The 21830-nt window shown below is 47.2% G+C and carries 20 protein-coding genes and 2 pseudogenes; 10 read left to right on the top strand and 12 right to left on the bottom strand.

Annotated elements, in window-relative coordinates; genetic code table 11:
* Positions 1-19: 19 nt before the first annotated feature.
* The gene (gene smpB, locus D791_RS16585; protein WP_036514006.1) at positions 20-493 is read right to left on the bottom strand and encodes an SsrA-binding protein SmpB; all 474 of its coding nucleotides are present in this window, start codon (positions 491-493) and stop codon (positions 20-22) included.
* A 131-nt stretch (positions 494-624) separates the two neighbouring features.
* Between smpB and D791_RS16580 the strand changes: the two genes are divergently transcribed.
* Genes D791_RS16580 through D791_RS16570 form a run of 3 tightly spaced genes read left to right on the top strand, consistent with a single transcriptional unit; the run spans position 625 to position 2775 of the window.
* Positions 625-1989, top strand: coding sequence for a sodium-dependent transporter (locus tag D791_RS16580; protein ID WP_036513993.1), 1365 nt, complete (start codon positions 625-627; stop codon positions 1987-1989).
* A 23-nt stretch (positions 1990-2012) separates the two neighbouring features.
* On the top strand, positions 2013-2453 hold the full coding sequence (locus D791_RS16575; protein ID WP_036513990.1) for a type II toxin-antitoxin system RatA family toxin: 441 nt from the start codon (positions 2013-2015) through the stop codon (positions 2451-2453).
* A 13-nt stretch (positions 2454-2466) separates the two neighbouring features.
* Positions 2467-2775, top strand: a complete 309-nt coding sequence (locus D791_RS16570; protein ID WP_036513988.1) for an RnfH family protein — start codon at positions 2467-2469, stop codon at positions 2773-2775.
* A gap of 29 nt (positions 2776-2804) precedes the next feature.
* On the opposite strand, the gene D791_RS16565 is transcribed toward D791_RS16570, so the two are convergent.
* On the bottom strand, positions 2805-3134 hold the full coding sequence (locus D791_RS16565; RefSeq protein WP_036513985.1) for an outer membrane protein assembly factor BamE: 330 nt from the start codon (positions 3132-3134) through the stop codon (positions 2805-2807).
* A gap of 89 nt (positions 3135-3223) precedes the next feature.
* On the opposite strand from D791_RS16565, the gene fur reads away from it, so the two are divergent.
* On the top strand, positions 3224-3643 hold the full coding sequence (fur, locus tag D791_RS16560; RefSeq protein WP_036513982.1) for a ferric iron uptake transcriptional regulator: 420 nt from the start codon (positions 3224-3226) through the stop codon (positions 3641-3643).
* Between the two features lie 119 nt (positions 3644-3762).
* Here fur and recN read toward each other — a convergent pair whose 3' ends face one another.
* The gene (gene recN / locus D791_RS16555) at positions 3763-5430 is read right to left on the bottom strand and encodes a DNA repair protein RecN (protein ID WP_036513979.1); all 1668 of its coding nucleotides are present in this window, start codon (positions 5428-5430) and stop codon (positions 3763-3765) included.
* A gap of 171 nt (positions 5431-5601) precedes the next feature.
* On the opposite strand from recN, the gene grpE reads away from it, so the two are divergent.
* From grpE to dapB, 4 genes and pseudogenes are all read left to right on the top strand, one after another.
* Positions 5602-6216, top strand: a complete 615-nt coding sequence (grpE, locus tag D791_RS16550) for a nucleotide exchange factor GrpE (RefSeq protein ID WP_036513978.1) — start codon at positions 5602-5604, stop codon at positions 6214-6216.
* Between the two features lie 96 nt (positions 6217-6312).
* Entirely contained in the window at positions 6313-8250 is a 1938-nt protein-coding gene (gene dnaK / locus D791_RS16545) for a molecular chaperone DnaK (protein ID WP_081763931.1), read from the top strand.
* Positions 8251-8355: 105 nt separating this feature from the next.
* Positions 8356-9483, top strand: coding sequence for a molecular chaperone DnaJ (gene dnaJ, locus D791_RS16540; protein WP_036513976.1), 1128 nt, complete (start codon positions 8356-8358; stop codon positions 9481-9483).
* A gap of 26 nt (positions 9484-9509) precedes the next feature.
* Positions 9510-10318 (top strand): annotated as a pseudogene (dapB, locus tag D791_RS16535) (4-hydroxy-tetrahydrodipicolinate reductase).
* A gap of 48 nt (positions 10319-10366) precedes the next feature.
* On the opposite strand, the gene D791_RS16530 reads toward dapB, so the two are convergent.
* Positions 10367-10939, bottom strand: a complete 573-nt coding sequence (locus tag D791_RS16530; protein ID WP_051514639.1) for an NUDIX hydrolase — start codon at positions 10937-10939, stop codon at positions 10367-10369.
* A 172-nt stretch (positions 10940-11111) separates the two neighbouring features.
* Between D791_RS16530 and D791_RS16525 the strand changes: the two genes are divergently transcribed.
* Positions 11112-11642 carry an NUDIX hydrolase gene (locus D791_RS16525; protein ID WP_272944866.1) on the top strand — a complete coding sequence of 177 codons (531 nt, stop codon included), beginning with the start codon at positions 11112-11114 and terminating at the stop codon, positions 11640-11642.
* Here D791_RS16525 and D791_RS16520 read toward each other — a convergent pair.
* Complete coding sequence (locus D791_RS16520) at positions 11639-12895, bottom strand: HlyC/CorC family transporter (protein WP_036513975.1); 1257 nt, start codon at positions 12893-12895, stop codon at positions 11639-11641. The genes D791_RS16525 and D791_RS16520 overlap by 4 nt on opposite strands.
* Before the next feature lie 71 nt (positions 12896-12966).
* Positions 12967-13761: a cytochrome C assembly family protein gene (locus D791_RS16515; RefSeq protein WP_036513974.1), complete on the bottom strand. Its 795-nt coding sequence runs from the start codon at positions 13759-13761 to the stop codon at positions 12967-12969.
* 178 nt (positions 13762-13939) lie between these two features.
* Between D791_RS16515 and ffh the strand changes: the two genes are divergently transcribed.
* Complete coding sequence (ffh, locus tag D791_RS16510; RefSeq protein ID WP_036513973.1) at positions 13940-15322, top strand: signal recognition particle protein; 1383 nt, start codon at positions 13940-13942, stop codon at positions 15320-15322.
* Between the two features lie 49 nt (positions 15323-15371).
* On the opposite strand, the gene D791_RS16505 is transcribed toward ffh, so the two are convergent.
* The 6 genes and pseudogenes from D791_RS16505 to epmB form a co-directional block, all read right to left on the bottom strand.
* On the bottom strand, positions 15372-16583 hold the full coding sequence (locus D791_RS16505; RefSeq protein WP_051514638.1) for a lytic murein transglycosylase: 1212 nt from the start codon (positions 16581-16583) through the stop codon (positions 15372-15374).
* Positions 16584-16621: 38 nt separating this feature from the next.
* Entirely contained in the window at positions 16622-18265 is a 1644-nt protein-coding gene (locus D791_RS16500) for a methyl-accepting chemotaxis protein (protein ID WP_036513972.1), read from the bottom strand.
* Positions 18266-18454: 189 nt separating this feature from the next.
* The gene (gene epmA, locus D791_RS16495; protein ID WP_036513971.1) at positions 18455-19426 is read right to left on the bottom strand and encodes an EF-P lysine aminoacylase EpmA; all 972 of its coding nucleotides are present in this window, start codon (positions 19424-19426) and stop codon (positions 18455-18457) included.
* Positions 19410-19972 (bottom strand): annotated as a pseudogene (efp, locus tag D791_RS16490) (elongation factor P). The gene epmA and the pseudogene efp overlap by 17 nt, the downstream one beginning before the upstream one ends.
* Positions 19973-20126: 154 nt before the next feature.
* Entirely contained in the window at positions 20127-20702 is a 576-nt protein-coding gene (locus tag D791_RS16485) for a hypothetical protein (RefSeq protein WP_036513970.1), read from the bottom strand.
* Between the two features lie 17 nt (positions 20703-20719).
* Complete coding sequence (gene epmB, locus D791_RS16480) at positions 20720-21733, bottom strand: EF-P beta-lysylation protein EpmB (RefSeq protein WP_036513969.1); 1014 nt, start codon at positions 21731-21733, stop codon at positions 20720-20722.
* Between the last annotated feature and the right edge of the window lie 97 nt (positions 21734-21830).

The raw sequence follows: 21830 nt of genomic DNA, 5'->3' as shown, positions 1-21830 counted from the left end.
TAGGTAAAGCGTAAAGTGCTTATTGGGCGGCCATTACGCGTTGTTTTTGGCGGTCCCAGTCTTTGTCTTTTTCGGCAGCTCGCTTGTCGTGAAGTTTTTTACCTTTAACCAAGGCGATTTCACACTTCACTCGGCCGTTTTTCCAATACAGCGCAAGAGCGACACAGGTATACCCTTTTGCTTGAGTGGCACCAATGAGTCTGTCGATTTCACGACGGTTGAGAAGAAGCTTTCTATCGCGTTTGGGCTCTGCTAAAACGTGTGTACAGGCAGAGATAAGCGGTGTGAAGTGAGCGCCGACAAGCCATGCCTCACTGTTTTTGAGGACAACATAGGAGTCGACAAGTTGAGCGCGCCCGTCTCTTAGGCTTTTGACTTCCCATCCAGTCAGCACAAGGCCTGCTTCGAACTTTTGTTCAATGCTGTATTCGTGGCGTGCCTTTCGGTTTTGGCAAATGGTTGAACTGGTAGGTTTTGCTTTCTTTTTTGACATGCGCGCATTATATAGAGGCTCTAGACGCTTTAAAAGCAGTTTGTGTGCTGAAAATGTTGTTATCTTTAAAAGAAAATATAACAATTCAACGACTCAATACGAACGTCCACTCAAAAGGCAGATATATCGTTATGCCCTCATTTAGCTCAATACATGGGAGCTGGTCTCATCGCTGGGTGTTCATTCTGGCAGTCACTGGCTCATCGGTTGGATTAGGAAATATCTGGAAATTTCCCTACATGGCGGGCGAGAATGGGGGCGGCACCTTTTTATTAATTTACATCATTTGTGTTTGTCTTATTGGCTTCCCTCTCATGATGGCGGAGATCGTCATCGGGCGGCACGGACGTTTGAGTCCTGTCAATTCATTAAAAGCTGTCGCTCTGTTCTCCAATCAAGACCCGCGCTGGCGCTACCTTGGCAGCATGGGGATGTTTACGGGTTTTTTGATTTTTTCCTTTTACTCCGTTGTCGCTGCATGGATTTTGCATTATCTACTGGCCCTTTTGACAGGTCGTATTGCGGATGTGGGTGTAGATCAAGCGACACGTTACTTCGGTGAGTTGCTGCTGAATACAGAGGCCTTGTTAGTCGGTCATACATTTTTTGTCTGCTTGGTTGTATGGGTTCTAAGTTTCGGTGTGCGTCGAGGGCTTGATCGAGCCATTCGATACATGATGCCAGTTTTGATTATGTTGCTGATTATGTTGGTTGTCTATGCAACCAGTACAGGCTATATGCCGCATGCCATCACTTTTCTGTTTCATTTTGATTGGTATTATGTGACGGCTGAGGTGTTGCTGGTCGCAATGGGGCATGCGTTTTTCACCCTATCATTGGGTATGGGGACGGTAATGGCGTATGGCGCGTATTTGTCGGGAAAAGAGTCAATCGGGCGTTCAGTGGTCATGATCGGGGCGTTGGATACATTGATAGCAATTTTGGTTGGATTGGCTATCTTTCCCATCGTGTTTGCCTATCAAATGGCTCCCGCCACTGGGCCTAGTTTATTGTTTGTTTCCCTTCCGGTTGTGTTTGCGCAAATGCCTGGAGGGCAAGTCATTGGTTTTATGTTCTTTTTAATGGTTGCACTGACGGCTTGGTCTTCCGCCATTTCATTGATGGAACCGATTACAGCATGGATGATCGAAAAGTTTCGTGTACAGCGTCATCAAGCTGCCGTGTTGATGGGGTTTGCCGCTTGGGTGTTGGGTGTGGCAACGCTCTACTCCTTTGGGGCCTTGTCACATTGGACAGTCTTTTCATTGAACCTGTTTGATCTACTTAATGTTGTGACTACAAATCTTCTTTTACCCATCGGTGGCATGCTATTGGCGATCTTTTCTGGCTGGTTTATGTCTGAATCCATGGCTAAAAAAGAATTAAATTTACCCGAAAATGGTGTCTTTGAAATTTGGCAGGGGTGTATTCGCTTTATTGTCCCGACTGCAATAGGCGTCATCTTTGTAATGAATCTGTATAATGTCGTTTTGTAGTTTAGCCAGCGGATCTAAAACGGATGACAGAAGTCCATAAAACAGCACTAGTACTGCATACAGCTGAGCAAATGTTTGACCTTATCAATGATGTTGCTCGCTACCCTGACTTTGTACCTTGGTGCTCAAAAGTTGAAGTTAAGCATGATACAGCAGACTCAATAGAGGCTACACTCTATGTCTCTAAGGCTGGCCTTAACTATCATTTCACGACCCGAAACTCCAAAAAACGCCCTGTCTATATGGATATGGCATTGGTCGAAGGACCTTTTTCAGCGTTTAGTGCCGTGTGGACGCTGACTCCCTTGAGCGATGAGGCTTGTAAAGTTGAGTTCTCAATGAGGTTTGATTTTTCGGGTAAGTTGGCGAGCTTTGCAATGGGCAAGGTGTTTAATTCTGTGGCAACCACGATGGTCGATGTGTTTGTGCAAAGAGCCGATGAGTTATACGGATCAGGTTTTTAGGAGATGAGCAGCCATGATTAAGGTTGAGGTGGCGTATGCCATGCCAAATGAGCAAAAAATCATTGCAGTGAATGTAAGCGACAATACAACAATATTTGAGGCAGTGGTTCAGTCGAAGATTGTTGAGGCGTTTCCAGAAATCGATGTCGAAACGGCTCCGATGGGGATCTTTAGTAAGTCAGTTAAAGATGTCAAAAACACCCTAGTGCGTGAAGGCGATCGTATTGAAATATATCGGCCTCTGATTGCTGATCCTAAAGAGATTCGAGCACGCAAGGCCGCTGAAAAAGCAAAGCACGAAAAGGCCAACCAAAACAATTAGTTCTGGTTGGCGTTCGTAAAAGGCATTACTTACTGAGCGGGAACCGAAGATGGTTTATAATCTCCAGTAATGCCAGATAAGCGGCCATCTTCAAAGAAAAGGGTTACCCGTTCTTTTGATGTTTTTTTGCCGCCTTTTTTAAGGCTGTAAATGTAATCCCAGCGCTCGTCGTTGAATGTATCTGTGACAAGGGGGGTACCTAATACAAACCTAACTTGGTTGTACGTCATTCCGGGCCGGAGCTGGTCAACCATCTCTTGAGTGACTATATTTCCTTGAGGGATATCAATTTTATATACCCCTGGAAAACATCCGGAAATTAATAAGGTGGTTAACAGGACAGTTAAAACTTTGCGCATTTGTAAATAACTTCCACTTTGCTGTCTAAACATTGATAATGAAGTCTACCACCGCATAACCCAAACCGCATAGTGAATAGAGACAGATTATGGCACTCGAAAATCAAGAACTCCGTAAAGCGGGTCTTAAAGTCACCTTACCTAGGGTAAAAATCTACCAGCTTTTAGAAAAAGCCGGAGAAAGTGAGCACTTTAGTGCAGAAGATATCTATAAGATGTTGATGGAGCAAGGTGAGGATGTTGGCCTCGCAACCGTTTATCGTGTGTTAACTCAATTTGAATCCGCCGGTTTAGTGTGTCGTCATCATTTTGAGGGCGGTCATTCCGTCTTTGAGTTGGCACGAGATGATGATCATGACCACATGGTTTGTATTAAAACTGGGAGAGTCAGCGAATTCACGGATCCAAGATTGAATGCTCTCTTAGATGAAATTGCCAAGGCAAACGGCTTTAACATCTCAGATAGAACTCTATATCTGTACGGGCAGTTTGAAGACGATAAAGCGTAAAAGGAAGGTTGGAAAAAGCGGGTAAGAATGCTTACCCGCTTTGTTCTCTGTTGCTTGAAGGGCGTCTAGCAGAAAGGGATTTTGAATCGTTACACTGATGTGAATAAACAGCGTAATTGTTAATGAACTCGAAGCATTTCCCTTGCATGCTCAAAGGACGTGTCCGTGAGTTCAATTCCTCCTAGCATTCGTGCCACTTCGTGCACTCTTCTATCATCACTTAGAACATCAATTCGCGTTTGCGTCTGATTTTTTTGACTTGTTTTACTCACGAAGAGATGCTGGTGCCCCTGAGAGGCAACTTGAGGCTGGTGTGTCACGCATAAAACTTGAGTGCGCTCGCCAAGCTTTCTAAGCATGCGTCCAACGACCTCTGCTATCGCTCCACCAATGCCCACATCGACTTCATCAAAGACCAGCGTGGGTGTATTAGATGTTTCGGCAGTGACCACCTGAATGGCAAGGCTGATACGAGACAGCTCACCACCAGATGCAACTTTGGCAAGCGGTTTAGCTTTTTGGCCTTTGTTAGTGCTAATTAAGAATTCAACCTCTTCCAAGCCCGCAGCACTGTAGGTGTTTTGAGCCAATGGTGTTAGTTGAACTGAGAAGTGTGCGGCAAGCATACCCAGAGTGTGTAATTGACTATCAACGGCTTTGCTAAGCTTTTCAGCAAATTGCTGTCTCTTTTTACTTAGGTTTTCGGCCTGTTTAAGGTACGCTGCTAAGGCGAGGTCTACTTCTGCTTTAAGTTCGGCTATTGCTTCATCTGAGCGGCTGATGTTGCTCATTTCATCTTGTAATTGTCGATGTAAAGCGGGCAGTTGTTCGGGCAATACTCGATGTTTGCGAGCGACATCATAGATGCTGGTTAAGCGCTCAGTCACTTCTTGCAAACGTTCAGGATTGATTTCAACGCTGTCGACATAATGTCGAATTTCGTGTCCCGCTTCATCGATTTGAATCAACGCACTGTTGAGCAATTCATTGGCTTGTAGCAAACGTGGCGACTGGCTTTGCATGTTGTCAAGCAGTTGTAAGCAGTGGTTCAAAATTGCGATGGCATTTTCGTCTTCACTGTCACTGGTTAATGCCAGTAACTGATGACCAGAGCGAAGAATATCTCCCGCATTTTCGAGCCTTTGCTGTTCTTCTTCTAGGTCCGATAATTCGGCTTCGGTTAAGCTAAGTTGCTCCAGTTCTTCGAGTTGATAGCTAAGTAATTGGATTCGGGCGTTTTTTTCGCTGCTTTGCTCTGTTGCGACCTTTAGTTCGTTTTGTAAGTGATGCCAGCGTAAGAAGTGACGTTTAACGTCTTCCGCTAGGGGAGTATGGTTGGCATAGGCATCCAATAAGACGCGGTGATGATCTTTTTTAAGTAAACGTTGATGTTCGTGTTGACCATGAATATCCACCAAAAGCTGCCCCAATTCTTTAAGCATGGCTAAGGGAGTGGGCTGACCATTGATATAGCTTCGGCTACGACCTTCGTTCGTGATAATGCGTCTGACAAGGCATTCTGAGTCCTGCTCAAGATCATGCTCTTTAAGCCAATTGAGTGCTTCGGGAATCTGGGTGATGTCATAGCTGGCTGCAATCTCGGCGCGCTCAGCGCCAACCCTGACGGTGTCTGAATCGGCGCGATCACCCAGGGTTAGGCCCAATGCGTCAAGCATGATGGACTTACCTGCGCCGGTTTCCCCGCTAATGACCGTCATTCCAGTATTTAGGTCTAAGTCAAGGCGTTCAACAATGGCAAAATTTCGGATTGATAATTGGGTCAGCATGATGGTCAACACATGGTTATTTATACAGTAGTTAATGTATAAGCCATTTTGAAAAAACGCGCAAGTCTTGAGTGAAAAAACTTTTGCTAGCCCTTGAAGACGAGCCTGATGCCCCCATCTAGGGTAATAACTTTTTTGCGGGTTTTTTGATTAGTTAATGGGAGAAGTAAGATGGCGACTGAGCAACAGAAGCAGTCTGAACAGCAGCATGCAGAGTCACGTGATGAGAATTTAGTCGATCAGGTTGAGTCTTCTGTAAACGAGGCCGATCTTGCTGAAGAGATCAGCGAAGCATCTGCGCAACAGGGAGCAGAGCCAGCTGAGTTGCTTGTGTTGGCACAAGCGCGTATTGATGAATTGACCCACGAATTGAGTGAACAAAAATTAAGAACAGCGGCCGAAGTTCAAAATATTCGCCGTCGTGCAGAACAAGATGTCGAAAAAGCGCATAAATTCGCACTGGATAAGTTCGCTCAAGAATTGCTGCCTGTTGTTGATAGTTTGGAAAGAGCAATTGATGCCTGCCAAGCGGAAGATGATGCGACGGTAGCGTTACGCGAAGGGGTGGAGATGACCCTAACGCTTTTCTTAAATAGCGTTGCCAAGTTCAACCTAGAGCCTGTCAATCCGATTGAGCAGCCTTTTGATCCCGAGTTGCATCAGGCCATTTCAATGGTAGATGTTCCAAATATGGCGGCGAATACAGTGGTTTCTGTGATGCAGAAGGGCTACACGCTGAATGGACGCTTAGTGCGCCCTGCCATGGTCGTTGTTGCAAAAGGTTAATTTTTAGGCTTGAAATGTCTTGATTAAACCCCATATACACATCATCGAAAAAATACGTTTTTACAACGATTACAGAATTTAAACCGCACGGCGGTTATGAAACAGACGGAGCATAAAATGGGCAGAATTATCGGTATTGATTTAGGTACAACCAACTCATGCGTTGCAATTCTTGATGGCGACAAAACACGCGTAATCGAAAACGCAGAAGGGGATCGTACCACTCCATCGATTATCGCCTTTACGAACGATGGCGAGACGCTTGTGGGCCAGTCTGCCAAACGTCAGGCGGTGACCAACCCAGACAACACGCTATTCGCGATCAAGCGACTGATTGGTCGTCGTTTTGAAGACGATGTCGTGCAAAAAGATATCAAGATGGTGCCGTACAAAATTGTCAAAGCTGACAATGGCGATGCTTGGGTACAAGTACGCGACAAAAAAATGGCACCACCACAGGTCTCTGCAGAGATCCTGAAAAAAATGAAAAAAACCGCTGAAGACTTCCTAGGTGAAGCCGTAACCGAAGCGGTTATTACAGTACCGGCTTACTTCAATGATTCTCAGCGTCAAGCAACAAAAGATGCGGGTCGTATTGCAGGCTTAGAAGTTAAACGTATCATCAACGAGCCAACGGCTGCGGCTTTGGCGTACGGTATGGACCAGTCTAAAGGCGATAAAACCATCGCTGTATTTGACTTGGGTGGCGGTACTTTCGACGTCTCAATCATTGAGATTGCCGATGTTGATGGTGAGCATCAATTCGAAGTGTTGGCGACAAACGGTGATACCTTCTTGGGTGGTGAAGATTTCGACTTAGCAATCATTAACTACTTGGCGGATCAGTTTAAGAAAGAATCGGGTATTGATCTGCATAATGATCCTTTAGCGCTACAGCGTTTGAAAGAAGCGGCTGAAAAAGCAAAAGTAGAATTGTCATCATCACAGCAAACCGATGTGAATTTACCGTACATCACCGCAGACGCAAGTGGTCCAAAACACTTAAACGTTAAGCTGACACGTGCTAAATTGGAATCCTTGGTTGAAGATTTGGTTGAGCGTTCATTAGAGCCTTGCCGCATTGCGATGAAAGATGCAGGTTTATCAGCGTCTGAAATCAACGAAGTCATTCTCGTTGGCGGTCAGACACGTATGCCACTGGTGCAAAAGCGTGTTAGTGAGTTCTTTGGTAAAGAGCCACGCAAAGACGTCAACCCAGATGAGGCTGTTGCGATTGGTGCGGCGATTCAGGGCGCGGTACTGTCCGGTGACGTAAAAGACGTTCTCTTGCTCGACGTAACACCTTTAAGCTTGGGTATTGAGACCATGGGTGGGGTTGCGACGCCGCTGATTGAGAAAAACACTACGATTCCAACCAAAAAATCTCAGGTGTTCTCAACCGCGGATGACAATCAAACAGCGGTAACGATTCATGTTGTTCAGGGTGAGCGTAAGCAAGCGTCACAAAACAAGTCGTTGGGACGTTTCGATTTGGCAGATATTCCACCAGCACCTCGTGGCGTACCGCAAATTGAAGTGACGTTCGACATCGATGCCAACGGTATCTTGAACGTGTCTGCGAAGGATAAAGCGACTGGCAAGCAACAGTCTATCGTGATCAAAGCCTCTTCAGGTTTGAGCGATGACGAAGTTGAGCAAATGGTACGCGATGCTGAGGCGCATGCTGAAGAAGACCGTAAGTTTGAAGAGTTGTCACAAGCACGTAACCAAGGCGATGCCATGGTTCACACCGCTAAGAAGACTCTAAAAGATGCGGGCGATAAAGTGTCTGCAGACGAAAAAACCAACATTGAAAGTGCTATTTCTGCACTTGAAGACGTCCTAAAAGGCGACGACAAGGCTGAGATTGAAAGCAAAACTGAAGCACTGACTGAAGCGATTTCAGCTGTGGCTCAAAAAATGTATGCAGATGCCGCCGCTGCTGAGGGAGCATCTGATGCAGGTGCTGAACAAAAGCCTGCCGATGATGTGGTTGATGCAGAGTTTGAAGAAGTTAAGGATGATAAAAAGTAAGCATCCGCGGCTGTAAAGTACAAATGTGTGGCAGCGCGGGCAAAGGCCCGCGTTGTCGTGTCCGGCTCCCGGAGGAGTCATAGATAACCGGATCAGATTCGGACTATGTCAAAAACAGACTACTACGAACTACTGGGTGTCTCTCGTGATGCCTCAGACCGCGATATCAAAAAAGCGTATCGCCGTCTTGCAATGAAATATCATCCGGATCGTAATCCCGGAGATAAAGAGTCAGAAGATAAATTCAAAGAGCTAAGCGAAGCCTACGAAGTCTTGTCTGACAATCAGAAAAAAGCGGCCTATGACCGATTTGGTCATGCGGGTGTTGATGGTCAAGCCGGTGGCTTTGGCGGAGGCGGTGGCTTTGAAGGTAACTTCTCAGATATCTTTGGCGATGTCTTTGGGGATATCTTCGGTGGAGGGCAGCGTCGCAGCAGTGTGCAGCGAGGTGCCGATCTACGTTACAACCTAGACCTTACGCTTGAAGAAGCCGTACGTGGTTGTGAAAAAAGTTTGCGCGTACCTTCTTTGGCCAGTTGCGACGTCTGCAACGGCAGTGGTGCGAAACCTGGAACCAGTGCTAAAACCTGTTCAACCTGTGGTGGTGTGGGTCAGGTTAGAATGCAGCAGGGGTTTTTCTCTGTTCAGCAAACCTGTCCTACCTGTCATGGCTCGGGCAAGATTATTCCAGATCCTTGCACAGCGTGTCATGGGCATGGACGTGTTGAAAAGGTCAAAACGCTTCAGGTTAAAATTCCTGCAGGTGTTGATACAGGTGATCGTATTCGCTTGGCCGGAGAAGGTGAAGCTGGCGCCAATGGTGGCCCAACGGGCGACTTGTATGTTCAGGTAAATGTCCGTGAACATCCGATCTTCCAGCGTGATGGAAAGCACTTATATTGTGAAGTTCCAATCAGCTTCGTGGATGCCGCACTCGGTGGCGAGCTTGACGTGCCAACATTGGATGGACGCGTCAAACTAAAAGTACCTGCGGAGACGCAAACCGGAAAGTTATTCCGCTTGCGTGGCAAAGGTATAACGCCAGTTCGCGGTGGTGGTGTGGGCGATTTGATGGTCAAAGTGATTGTTGAAACACCGGTTAATCTTAACAGTCGTCAGAAAGAGCTCTTACGTGAGTTTCAGGATGCAACTGAAGAAGGGCAGCATAAGCACAGCCCCAAGCGTCACGGGTTTTTTGACTCGGTTAAGAAATTTTTTGAAGACATGACCTAAGCCATTAGGGGCAGTAAGGAAAAGTAATGATCAAAATAGCAGTCACAGGTGCCGCTGGGCGCATGGGTAAAACCTTAATCGAAGCGGTCACTCAAGCTGAAGGAGTCACTCTGCTGCCGCCATTGTTGAACCGAGCAGTTCGTTGCTGGGAGCCGATGCTGGCGAGCTGGCAGGTGTTGGTAAGCTCGGTGTTACACTAGTGGCATCCTTAGCCGAAGCGGTGAAGGATTTTGATGTGTTAATTGACTTTACCGCCCCTGACGTCACTATGCAAAATTTGGCGTTTTGTGTTGAGCATAAGAAGCAAATCGTCATTGGGACGACGGGCTTATCCGATGAGCAAAAAGCAACACTTACGCGTGCAGGTGAGCAAATTGCAGTTGTGTTTGCCCCAAATATGAGTGTGGGTGTGAACCTCTGTTTTAAGCTTCTTGAGATTGCCGCAAAAGCATTGGGTGATGACGGTGGTTACGATATTGAGGTGATCGAAGCGCATCATCGACATAAAGTGGATGCACCTTCAGGTACCGCTCTGAGAATGGGTGAAGTCGTTGCAGATGCATTAGGGCGTGACCTCAAAACTTGTGCTGTTTATGGTAGGGAAGGCTATACCGGACCAAGATCAGCCAAAGAAATTGGTTTTGAGACCATCCGTGCGGGCGATGTCGTTGGTGATCACACCGTTCTGTTTGCAACAGAGGGTGAACGCATCGAAATCACGCACAAAGCCTCAAGTCGAATGACCTTTGCTAAAGGCGCTGTTCGAGCGGCAGGCTGGTTACAGGATAAATCGGCCGGTCTGTACGATATGCAGGATGTATTATCGCTCAGATAAAGTAGGTTTCAGCAGACTCTCTATTCAATAAGCGAGTCTGCTGTGCCTTTACTGATGGCTCCCAAGTTCACAGTACCATTCTCCCGAGGCGTTACGTCCTATCTGTAAATGCCGCATTGGAAATATCCCTTCTTTTCGGTCTTCAAAATAAAAGCGCAATGCATTGGTGATGGTTGGAAAGGCGAGTTCGTCCCACGGAATCTCATCTTCAGAAAACAACTTCACCTCAAGTGACTCTTCACTGACACTGAACTTTGGTTCGGGCAAGGTTGCCAGATAAATGATTTGTACCTGATCCACATGCAGTATGGAGGTTAGGGTGTAGAGTTTTTCGATATGAACCTTTGCATTGGCTTCTTCGTAAGTCTCTCGAAGAGCAGCTTGCTCTGTTGATTCGCCATTTTCCATAAAGCCTGCTGGTAGCGTCCATAGTCCGTAGCGAGGCTCAATTGCGCGCTTGCACAGCAACACTTGGTTTTTGTAGACAGGAAGGCAGCCCGCAATGATGCGAGGGTTTTCATAATGCACAGTATGGCAGTGATCACAAACATAGCGATGTCGGTTATCACCTGCGGGAATTTTATGTGAGACGTTCGCGCCGCACTGAGAGCAAAATTTCATAGAATCTTCCTTTTTTATTCAACCGTATTTTAGACAGGAGAGAACGGACTAGTCGACCCCCTTTTTACGGGTTATCATGAATTAAGTTCAGGAGGTGGTATGCTTTCAGATGCATTAAAACAATTATCGACATCGTCCTTGGTGTCTTCGTACATCAGGCGAAGAAGCCGCTATTTTAGTTCCCCTTACGCAGGATGAGATGAACCCTGAGTTGATCTTGACTGTAAGGGCGCAGCATTTAAACAGCCATAAGGGCGAAGTGTGCTTTCCGGGTGGTAAGCGAGATGCAATTGATCACTGTTTACAAACCACGGCTCTGCGTGAGGCTCATGAAGAAATTGGGCTGATGCCAGAGCAGGTCAAGGTGCAAATGACCTTGAGCCAGGTCGTGTCTAAGCATGGTTTACAAGTGACCCCTTGGGTCGGTGTCATTCCAGCGCAAGTTGAACTTGTCCCTAATCCTGCCGAAATCGCACGAATCTTTCGTGTGCCGATTCGTTATTTTCTCGAGTGCCCAGCGCCCATTACGCATCGATTTGAGCGTAATGGTCAAGAATGGCTCGTACCTGCTTGGCGCTATGAGGGTGAGTTGATCTGGGGGTTAACTGCACATGTGATTAATGAGCTGCTCACCGTAGGCTTTAATAAGCCGTCTGCATTTCCAGTCCGCCCCGAAAGACGTTTGGCTGAAAAAGACGCTTAGCTCTTTTTGGCCATGCGTGCTGTCTGAATAAATTTATCGTGTATTTGTAAGGTTTCAACGCGATAGCCGTTAATCTCTAAGCAGACATTAGCATCCGGTAATGACTCGAGTGTTTCGGTAATCAGACCATTGAGTGTTTTGGGGCCATCGGTGGGTAAGTCCCAATCCAAGGCGCGATTGATGTCACGAATATAAGCACCGCCGTCAATAAAGAAACTGCCATCCTCTTGGGGGTGTATATCTTCAATCAGATCGTTGTTTTGCTCAGAGAGTTCTCCAACGATTTCTTCCAAAATATCTTCCAGTGTTACGATCCCTTCGACATCGCCATATTCATCAACCACAATACCAATGCGGCGGCTTTCTTTTTGAAAGTTAAGCAATTGTGTCTGTAAGGGGGTGCTTTCAGGAACGAAATAAGGCTCGCGGGCTACCGCAAGAATGGCCTCTTTTGTCACCTCGCCTTTTTGAATGAGCTGGGCAAGGTTGCGCATATGTAAAAGACCAACAACCTGATTAATATCGCCATGAAAAATGGGCAATCGTGTATGCTGAGTCTTAGACAGCTGAGTTAAAATGGTATCTAAGCTCTCATCAAGGTCGATGCCTTCGACCTCATTGCGCGGAATCATAATGTCATTGACAGTGACAGCCTCTAATTCCAGCACGCCTAACAGCATTGATTGATTGCGTTTGGGCAGTAAAGCTCCCGCTTCATTGACCAAAGTTCTGAGCTCTTCTGTGCTTAAATGATCACTGCCTTGGCCATTCATATTAATGCGTAGCATGCGCATGAGGCCGTTGGTGATGGTATTGATGATCCACACCATGGGGTACATGATTTTAAGTAGAGGCCTGAGTATAAATGCCGCAGGAAAAGCAATGCGCTCTGGATGAATAGCAGCAATTGTTTTTGGGGTCACTTCTGCAAAAATGAGTATGATCAGCGTCAGCAGACCAGTAGCGATGGCAATGCCCGCATCTCCCCATAAGCGAACGGCGATGATCGTTGCAATGGCGGAGGCAAGAATATTAACGAAATTGTTACCAATTAAAATGACCCCAATCAGTCGATCAGGGCGCTCTAGCAACTGACTGGCTTGGCAGGCACCTCGGTGCTTCTGTTTGACCAAGTGCCTTAGTCGATAACGATTCAATGCCATCATTGACGTTTCGGAGCTGGAAAAAAAGGCTGAAAGAAAAATTAAAAATACAAGTAGAATCAGCAAAGAACCTATCGACGCGTCTTCCAAGAGATCAGACCTTTTTTATTGAATGGCCTTGTATTTTCTGAGTCGAGCCCAGTTCTGTCAATAGTTATATGTTAATTCGTTAGAATCAGTTCTAATACGAGTTTGGAGCCAAAAAAACCCAGCATTAATAGGATAAATCCACCAATTGTCCAGCGAATGGCAGTATTCCCACGCCAACCCAATGTTGCACGACCAATCAGTAAGCCTGTGAAAATGATCCAAGCCCCAATCGACAGCAGCGTTTTATGCACCAAGTGTTGAGCAAACAAGTTGTCGACAAACAAAAAACCACTTAAAAGAGCCGCGCTCAGTAAAATAGTGCCCACCCAGATCATTTCAAACAACAAACGCTCCATCACTTGCAGTGGTGGTAAACTCGCAACCAGTCCACGCGTATGGTGTTGTTTAAGCGCCAGTTGTTGTCGAGACAAGAGCAAGGCTTGCAGTACGGCTAAAGTGAAAATACTGTAGGCTAAAATCGACAAGAGAATATGAACGATTAATCCACCTTCATAAGGACGATGAACACCGGATGATGGAATAAATGCAGCACAGAGCGTAGCGAGCATTGCCATTGGCAGCACGCCAATAAAAAGGTTGTCCACTCGTTGCCTGAAGCTGCTGCCGATGACGAGGGCTGTGACAAGCCAAGCGATCAAAGAGCCTACGCTGAAAAGACCTAAATCTATCCCCTGTGCATGATGAAGTGTGAAGTACACGGAGACACCATGCGCTAAGAAGCCCAAAATCGCAAAGACAAGAACCTTGATGCGAACATCAGAGGTTTTACCCTTGGCACGTTGCCACTGAAGCCAGGATGCGATGGCGTAAAAGAAAGAGGTTGCAAATGTCGTACTGATCAGCATCTTAGAAAATCTCCTTATCGGAGTGCAAGTTTGGCATAAACTCCTCTCAGAAGAAATATAAGCTGCCGTCTTGAGAACAGCTTCTGTATAATGTCACCATAAAAGAATGACAGCTTTGACTTCATTGTGTTGCTGATTCCAGCCATGGCGGGGCAAAGACACAAACCAGGGGCACCCGATGTTTGATAATTTAACAGATAGACTCACGCAAACCCTGCGGAGTGTGACCGGTCAGGCGCGCCTGACTGAAGACAATATTAAAGGCACCTTGCGTGAAGTGCGCATGGCGTTGTTGGAGGCGGATGTTGCGCTTCCGGTTGTAAAAGAGTTCATTAACGGTGTTAAAGAGCGTGCCGTCGGGCAAGAGGTGAGCAGAAGCCTCAGTCCTGGGCAGGTCTTTGTCAAAATCGTAAATGAAGAACTGATTAAAGTGATGGGTGAGGCCAATTCTGAGCTTAACCTCAGTGTGACTCCACCTGCTGTCATCATGATGGCGGGTCTTCAGGGGGCGGGTAAAACCACCTCGGTTGCCAAGCTTGCGCGTTTCTTGAAAGAGCGTAAAAAGAAAAAAGTACTCGTCGTCTCAGCAGACGTATACCGTCCTGCCGCGATACGCCAGCTCGAAACGCTGGCGAAGGATGTCGCGGTTGACTTTTTTCCATCGTCTGCCGATCAAAAGCCGATTGATATAGTCGAAGCGGCCATACGTCACGCTCGCTTGCAGCATCATGATGTGCTGTTGGTTGATACCGCGGGTCGTTTAGCCATTGACGAAGCAATGATGGAAGAAATCCGTCAGTTGCATGCGGCGGTCAAACCGATTGAAACGCTCTTTGTCGTTGATTCAATGACAGGGCAAGACGCAGCCAACACCGCTAAAGCCTTTAACGAAGTGCTGCCGTTAACCGGGGTCATCCTAACGAAGACCGACGGTGATGCTCGCGGTGGAGCGGCCTTATCGGTTCGTCATATAACGGGACAGCCCATCAAATTTTTAGGTGTTGGTGAAAAAACCGATGCCCTAGAGCCTTTTTATCCCGAGCGAGTCGCCTCCCGTATTCTTGGAATGGGCGATGTGCTGAGCTTGATAGAAGAGGCCGAGCACAAGATCGACAAGGTTAAAGCGGAAAAACTTGCCAAGAAAATTACCAAAGGCAAACTGTTTGATCTTGAAGATTTCCGTGAACAGTTACAGCAGATGAACAATATGGGCGGCATGATGAACATGCTGGAGAAATTGCCCGGTATGGGGCAAATGGCTCAGGCAGCACAAACGGCACAAGCTGAAAAAGGCATGAAGCAGTTTGAGGTGATCATCAATTCAATGACGCCAGGCGAGCGACGCAATCCTGATATTATTTCAGGTTCGCGCAAGCGCCGAATTGCGATGGGCTCCGGTACGCAGATTCAAGATGTGAACCGTTTGCTCAAACAGCATAAGCAAATGGCCAAAATGATGAAAAAGTTTGGCACTAAGTCCGGTATGGCTAAGCTGGCCAGAGGCATGAAAGGCATGTTGCCACCCGGTATGGGTGGCGGTGGTGGTTTCCCTCGCATGTAATGCTTGTGTTGGCCTGGGGCGTCGAATAACGCTCCAGGTTGGTCGCTGCTCAGTGACCTTTGCGTAGCTCAGTCAGTATTTTTAAGCCTGCACGCCCATCATCCGCGAGTCCTAAGCGGCGTTGCTCCAATTGAATGGCTCCGCGCGTCCTATCGCCAATCAACCCATCGACCGCTCCTATATCATGCCCACGATCCAGCAGTAATTGCTGCAACTCACGTCGTTCTGAGCGTGAAATCGGTGGATCATCAGTGGGCCAGGGTGTGCTAAAGCCAGGGCCACCTAAAATTCTATCAGAGAGATGACCAATCGCTAATGCATAGCTTTCGGCCGCATTATAGCTAAATAGGGCATCAAAGTTCCGAAATACAAGGAAGCTAGGGCCTTCAGGGCCAGCGGGCATAATGAGGCCTGCTTGCATGTCAGCCCTTAATCCTTGAGCAGTGAGAGGGGAGCCATTAACGCGAGTCAGGCCTCGTTGTGCCCAGGTTGAAAGAGGTCGTTTGGTGCGGCGGCCCTCATCGTTTGTGTTCAGGTTGGCCGGGAGTTTAACCTCAAATCCCCAAGGTTGATTGGCTTGCCAGTTTGAACGCTTAAGATAGTTTGCTGTAGAGGCAAGTGCATCGGGAATGCTGCCAACAATGTCGCGTTTGCCATCACCGATAAAGTCGACCGCAATGCGCTCAAAGGTTGAGGGAATAAACTGAGTATGACCGAAAGCACCCGCCCAAGAGCCTTTGAAGTCATCAGGGTTAACGTGTCCGCCTTGAAGGATGCGTAATGCACTGTTTAGCTCGTTGCGGAAAAATGTCTGACGACGGCCAATGCAGCTTAACGTGGTTAAGGCATCGACAACGGAGTAGCGACCTGAAATCGCTCCATAGTTGGTTTCAACACCCCAAATGGCCAAAACGATATGGCCTTCGACGCCGTATTTCTGTTCAATTTCCTGTAAGAGATGCGCATGTTCGGCTCGCATCTGTTGACCTTTTTCAACACGCTCTTCGTCCACTAAACCTGCCATGTAGTCCCAGATCGGAGTTCTGAACTCAGGTTGGAAGTTGAGGCGATCAATAACGGTCATGTCAGGTTGTACACCACCTACGTATCGGTCAAACGTCTGAGCAGAAATCTGATTGCTGATCGCAGAGCGACGCAGCTCACTCTTACAGGCTTCGAATGAGGCGTCTGCATAGGCAACGGACATGGACATCCAGCCCGCACATAGCAGGCTGGGCAGAGAGTAACGTAAGTTTGACATCCTTAATCCTTGTTCAAGAGATTGTTCGGATGAACGATTCAGTGGCACTGAAATCGATTCACCATGGTATTCAGCTCAGATGATACCTGATTTAACTCATGAACACTCTCAGCGGTTGCGCGCATGGCTTGGCTAGTGCTTTCAACCATGGCTGCAATTTGATCGACTTTTTCAGCAATGCTGCTGCTTGCCAAGCCTTGTTCTCGTGTCGCGTTGGCGACTTCCGAAATTCTCTTTAAGGTGGAGTGAGACTCCTGTTTGATATGAGCGAGAATCTGCGATGCAGTTTCCGTTGCACTAACACCTGACTCAACCTGTGGCAGCGCTGTTTTCATTGTGTCCACCACTTGACCGGTTTCGGTTAAGACGCCTGCGATCATGGCTTCAATATCGCTTGTGGCGTTCGCGGTGCGTCCGGCCAGTGTTCTGACTTCATCGGCAACCACTGCAAAGCCTCGGCCCTGATCGCCTGCACGTGCCGCTTCAATGGCTGCATTTAAGGCCAATAAATTGGTTTGCTCGGCAATGTCACGGATGACACCAGCAATCGAAGAAATTTGCGTTGCACGATTGTTTAAATTTTCAACTTTGGTGGAGGCTTCACGAACCGTCTTGGCGATTTTGTGAATTTCGGTATTGGCAAGTGCAACTTGTTGAACGCCTTGCTCTGCCAGCTGAGCCGATGATTTCGAGCTGTCTTCAGTGTCACGAGCACTGTCAGAAATGTGTGAAATGCTAACGGTCATTTCTTCAATGGCGGCAGCCATTGAGGTGATTGCCTCTGACTGTTCATAAGCAGCACTTGCAACATTGGCAGTTGCTTGGTTAATGGTGTTTGCGTTGCCATTCACACGTGCCGATTCATCACGAATATGGTTCATGGTGTCGCGTAGTGATGCCACCATTTTTGCCAGTTCATCCAATACGCTGTGTTTAGGGGCTTGATCAATTTTGATGGTTAAATTGCCTGCAGCAGCACTGGCCATAAAGCGGATGGCATCGGCGGGTTCGCCTCCTATTTGCCTCAGCACGCTGCGTGCAATCAATAAAGCTAAGGCTGTAATCAACGTGATAATGATCAATGCGGTACTGATGTCAGCAATAATTTGTTTGCGCATATCGGCAGCAAGGTCATCCATGTAAATTCCGGTACCAATAAACCAATCCCAAGGTTCAAACATCTTCGTAAATTGAAGTTTCTCAACGGCTTCAGTTGTGCCTGGGCGAGGGAATAAGCTATCAACAAAAGCCCCTTTAGGTGATTGGCGGGCGGCACTTGAGATGTCTTGCAGGGTGTATCGACCTTTAACATCACGTACTTGATTCATCATGTTTTGACCGATGAAGTTAGGATTCACGTGGGCGACACCGACTCCATCCATTGTCCAGGCGTATACATACTCGGTTTTTCCATCCAGTCCGCCGTAACGACCCGCTAAAAAGGCAGCAACCGTTGCCTGTTGTGCATCTTCGCGGCTCATGCTGCCATCACGTTCTTTGCTGTGATAGAACTCAGCAATGCTATAAGCCGACTCTAAAACGGCCGTTATCACGTCCTTTCGGCCTTGGGTTAGATCGCGTTGTGTTGACAGGATTGAGGTAAGGGTGAGTAAGCTTAACCCCAAGATGATAAGCGCAATCAAGATCAACATGCGTGTGCGAAGTTTCATTTTTATTAACATGGCTGGGGCTCCAATGGCTCAGATCCTAAGAGGATAGGATGAGCAAGTGTTAAGGGCACTAAGCTTGAACCTTGCCTATAGGGAGAGCTAACAGTATGAAAATCTGAGTAATATTAAATTTAACTAATACTAAGTATATGTGATCCCGCACCAAAAGTAGTACTTTTATAGGTTCGACTTTAGTTTAATTTAAGCATGATCAATCGAAAAAGGGATGACGTCTTGGATCTGGTTGCAGCCTAACGCCAGCATAATTAATCGATCGACGCCCAGTGCCACACCGGAGCAATGAGGTAAGCCTTGCTCTAGTGCATGAACCAATCGCATCTCCAGAGGGTAGGTTGGAAGGCCAAGCTGTTTGCGTTGATCGTGATCGGCTTTTAAGCGTCTTTTTTGCTCTTGGGCATCTGTGAGCTCATGATAGCCATTTGCAAGCTCAATCCCTCGAACGTACACTTCAAAACGAGCCGCGACACGTGTCCCATACTCATCTTGAGCGATGTTAGCCAAGGCGGCTTGTGAGGGGGGGTAGCTGTGAACAAAGGTTGCGTTTAAGTGGGGTTCAATCAGATGCGACATGAGAAGGTTCAGCCAAGTGTCGCGGTCCTCATCCTCAAAAGAGGCTTCAACCTGTTCGCGGCAAGCGGCCTTTAACTCTGCTAAGCTTGCGGTGAAAGGATCGAGTTGTAACGTTCTTTTAAAAACATCACGATAGCTTATGTATTCAAAGGATTGATCAGGTAGGATCAACTGAATAAGCGCCTCAACTTCTTGCATCAATTGCGGCAGATTAAATCCAGTTTGATACCACTCCAGCAAGGTGAACTCTGGGTTGTGTCGACGACCAGACTCACCGTTTCTGAAGACTTTGGCGAGCTGGTAAATGGGGCCGCTACCTGCACAGAGTAAGCGTTTCATCGCATACTCCGGTGATGTTTGCAAAAACATCGGAGTGATCTCGCCACCCGGTAAACTTTGATAGTTGACCTGCATTGAGTCAATAAAGGGATCGCTGACCGCGCAGTGAGATAAGAGGTGGGTGTCCACCTCCATCACTTGACGTTCGGCAAAGAATGCGCGTATCTGACTCAGAATTTCTGCGCGACGTCGTAAATTCTGAATAGAGGCGGTGGGTCGCCAGCTATTATGCACGGCTGACATATTCACCTGTACGCGTATCAATGCGCAGCTTTTGCCCGATTTCGATAAATAAGGGAACGCGAACAACCGCTCCAGTGGTGAGCGTTGCGGGTTTAGAGCCGCCTTGAGCTGTGTCGCCTTTGACACCTGGATCCGTGTCGACCACTTCAAGCTCAACAAAGTTAGGTGGGGTGATAGCGATAGGGTTGCCATTCCAAAGGGTAACGGTGGCTTTGTCTTGTTCTTTAAGCCATTTGTAATTATCACCCACTGCATTCTTATCGGCGGCAACCTGTTCGAAGGTGTGGTTGTCCATGAAGTGCCACATTTCGCCATCGTTGTATAGATACTCCATGTCGGTATCCATTACGTCAGCACCTTCCAGTGTTTCATTGGATTTGAAGGTTCTTTCCCAGACGCGACCTGTAATTAAATTGCGAAGTCTTACCCGAGTAAAGGCCTGACCTTGCCGGGTTTAACGAATTCAACATCCAGCATCGTACATGGGTCACCATCAAGCATTACTTTGAGGCCATTCTTAAGCTGGTTACTGGAATAAGTTGCCATTAGAGTTCCTTGAAACAAATTGAAACGGAAAAAGAATCGATAATTTTACTCTAAACCGAGCCTAAGGCCAATTTTAGCGTTTTTGAAGATTAAAAAACCCATAAGCAGGGTGCTTAGCGAGTAAGCGGCTTATGGGCTTGTCTGTAGCAGAGTCTTAACTGCAGCTGTTTTTGTCTTCACTGCCTGGCAATAAGGCGATTCGGTCTGACTCATAAAACTCGACCATGCCATCCATGTAAATCAACTCAACGCCTTCAATTTCAAAGCAGCGTAGATTGCGGTTTTGCCAGAGTTGCTCCCAATGACGACTGCCACTGGCTTGTCCGGGTGCAAAAGGACCGGCAACACGAAGCCAAGTATTCGGATCTCCAGAACGCTTCGCAGGCACGATGCGGCCGCTTTCATCGTAAGCTGTGGTTTTGAACATCACATACTCAACGGTTAGGTCTGTGCCATTGATAAAATCAATGTATGCACCTGCATCCCCTCTTGATTGAGGAGGTTCTGCGACCATGCGACTGATAATCAGTGCAGGCTTGGGCAAAGCAGGAGGGGGTGGAATCACTTCAACCACTTCTTCAACGGGTGCTGATTTACGAGCAAACATACTAAAATCAAGGCTGCCGCAAGCGGACAGCAAAGAGGCGGTGCTTAGTAAAGCAGCTGTGCGTATAAAGCGAGGGGATAAAAGAGGGCTGCGGCGAGTGCCGAATGCAGAGCCTGCTTTCATGTAACTACTCCGGTTTATTAGGTGTTCAGTAGTGGTGCCAGCAAGGTTTTTGCGGGCTTGCCAGGAATCTCTCTCGCTAAGCGAGGCACAAGGTAACCCGGAAGTTCCGCTTGCAGTTTGCCAACCAGCTCTTTAGCAACGGACTCTTCTAGGTCAAAGTGCGCGGCTCCAGCGACTTTATCAAATAGGAATAGATAATACGGTAGAATGCTTGCGGCGAAAAGCCTTTCGCTGAGTGTTTTTTGTACAGAGACGTCATCATTGATGCCTTTTAGCAAAACAGCTTGATTCAAGAGCGTAATATCATGAGATTTAATTCGTTGGCAGGTTCGGATAACGGCGTCATCTATCTCATTGGGGTGGTTGATATGAAGCACCATGACAACGTTAAGTCGCGACCCCTGTAAGCCAGTCAGAAGATTGTTTGTTATTCGTTGAGGAATGACCACTGGAAGGCGGGTATGAATGCGCAGTCGTGTCAGTTGGGGCAGTTGGTTGAGATCAGCCAGAATATTCAGTAAGCGCTGATCGCTGGTTGCAAGTGGGTCGCCTCCGGACAGAATGACCTCGTTGACCTGGGGATTGTTTTTTAAATACGCAAGGACCGATGCCCACTGTTGGCGCCCAATCTGATTCTCATCATAGGCAAAATGACGTCTAAAACAATAGCGGCAGTTAATGGCACAGGCGCCGCTCATAATCAATAGCACACGGTTTTTGTATTTATGAATTAGGCCGGATTGCGGATTTGCAGAGTTTTCCGCTAAAGGATCTGATACATATCCAGGAACCGTTGAGGCCTCCTCCTGAAGGGGCAATATTTGTCTTAGTAGCGGGTCGTTAGGGTTGCCTTTCTCTATTCGACTTAAATAGGGTCGAGGTACGCGCAAAGAAAATAATGCTTCACCCAGCTTAGCACCCGCAAGAAGAGAGTCGGGTAGCTCGAGCTCTTTAAGCAATTGTTCAGGGCAGGTGATGGCATTTTTTAGCTCATCTTGCCAGGACGTTATGGGTGTTAGCGCTATGTTCATCGGGCGGCTCTCAAAAAATAGGGCGTTATTTTAGCGCTTGAGAAAGACTTGTTCACTAAAATTCAAAATGCAGTGCCCTGCAAAGATGCAAATGCAC

It is taken from the genome of Nitrincola nitratireducens (genome assembly GCF_000585235.1).
GTDB classification, from domain to species: Bacteria; Pseudomonadota; Gammaproteobacteria; order Pseudomonadales; family Balneatricaceae; genus Nitrincola; species Nitrincola alkalisediminis.
Note: the sequence above shows the minus strand (reverse complement) of the source record. Positions and strands in the feature narration are given on the sequence as shown.

Excerpts from the sequence above, each read along its gene's own strand:
- D791_RS16565 (WP_036513985.1), bottom strand. The coding sequence starts at position 3,134 with ATGCGCAAAGTTTTAACTGTCCTGTTAACCACCTTATTAATTTCCGGA.
- D791_RS16575 (WP_036513990.1), top strand. The coding sequence starts at position 2,013 with ATGACAGAAGTCCATAAAACAGCACTAGTACTGCATACAGCTGAGCAA.
- fur (WP_036513982.1), top strand. The coding sequence starts at position 3,224 with ATGGCACTCGAAAATCAAGAACTCCGTAAAGCGGGTCTTAAAGTCACC.
- D791_RS16580 (WP_036513993.1), top strand. The coding sequence starts at position 625 with ATGCCCTCATTTAGCTCAATACATGGGAGCTGGTCTCATCGCTGGGTG.
- D791_RS16500 (WP_036513972.1), bottom strand. The coding sequence starts at position 18,265 with ATGTTAATAAAAATGAAACTTCGCACACGCATGTTGATCTTGATTGCG.
- D791_RS16515 (WP_036513974.1), bottom strand. The coding sequence starts at position 13,761 with ATGCTGATCAGTACGACATTTGCAACCTCTTTCTTTTACGCCATCGCA.
- D791_RS16505 (WP_051514638.1), bottom strand. The coding sequence starts at position 16,583 with ATGTCAAACTTACGTTACTCTCTGCCCAGCCTGCTATGTGCGGGCTGG.
- epmB (WP_036513969.1), bottom strand. The coding sequence starts at position 21,733 with ATGAACATAGCGCTAACACCCATAACGTCCTGGCAAGATGAGCTAAAA.
- epmA (WP_036513971.1), bottom strand. The coding sequence starts at position 19,426 with ATGTCAGCCGTGCATAATAGCTGGCGACCCACCGCCTCTATTCAGAAT.
- recN (WP_036513979.1), bottom strand. The coding sequence starts at position 5,430 with ATGCTGACCCAATTATCAATCCGAAATTTTGCCATTGTTGAACGCCTT.
- dnaJ (WP_036513976.1), top strand. The coding sequence starts at position 8,356 with ATGTCAAAAACAGACTACTACGAACTACTGGGTGTCTCTCGTGATGCC.
- D791_RS16530 (WP_051514639.1), bottom strand. The coding sequence starts at position 10,939 with ATGAAATTTTGCTCTCAGTGCGGCGCGAACGTCTCACATAAAATTCCC.
- D791_RS16485 (WP_036513970.1), bottom strand. The coding sequence starts at position 20,702 with ATGAAAGCAGGCTCTGCATTCGGCACTCGCCGCAGCCCTCTTTTATCC.
- D791_RS16570 (WP_036513988.1), top strand. The coding sequence starts at position 2,467 with ATGATTAAGGTTGAGGTGGCGTATGCCATGCCAAATGAGCAAAAAATC.
- grpE (WP_036513978.1), top strand. The coding sequence starts at position 5,602 with ATGGCGACTGAGCAACAGAAGCAGTCTGAACAGCAGCATGCAGAGTCA.
- ffh (WP_036513973.1), top strand. The coding sequence starts at position 13,940 with ATGTTTGATAATTTAACAGATAGACTCACGCAAACCCTGCGGAGTGTG.
- smpB (WP_036514006.1), bottom strand. The coding sequence starts at position 493 with ATGTCAAAAAAGAAAGCAAAACCTACCAGTTCAACCATTTGCCAAAAC.
- dnaK (WP_081763931.1), top strand. The coding sequence starts at position 6,313 with ATGAAACAGACGGAGCATAAAATGGGCAGAATTATCGGTATTGATTTA.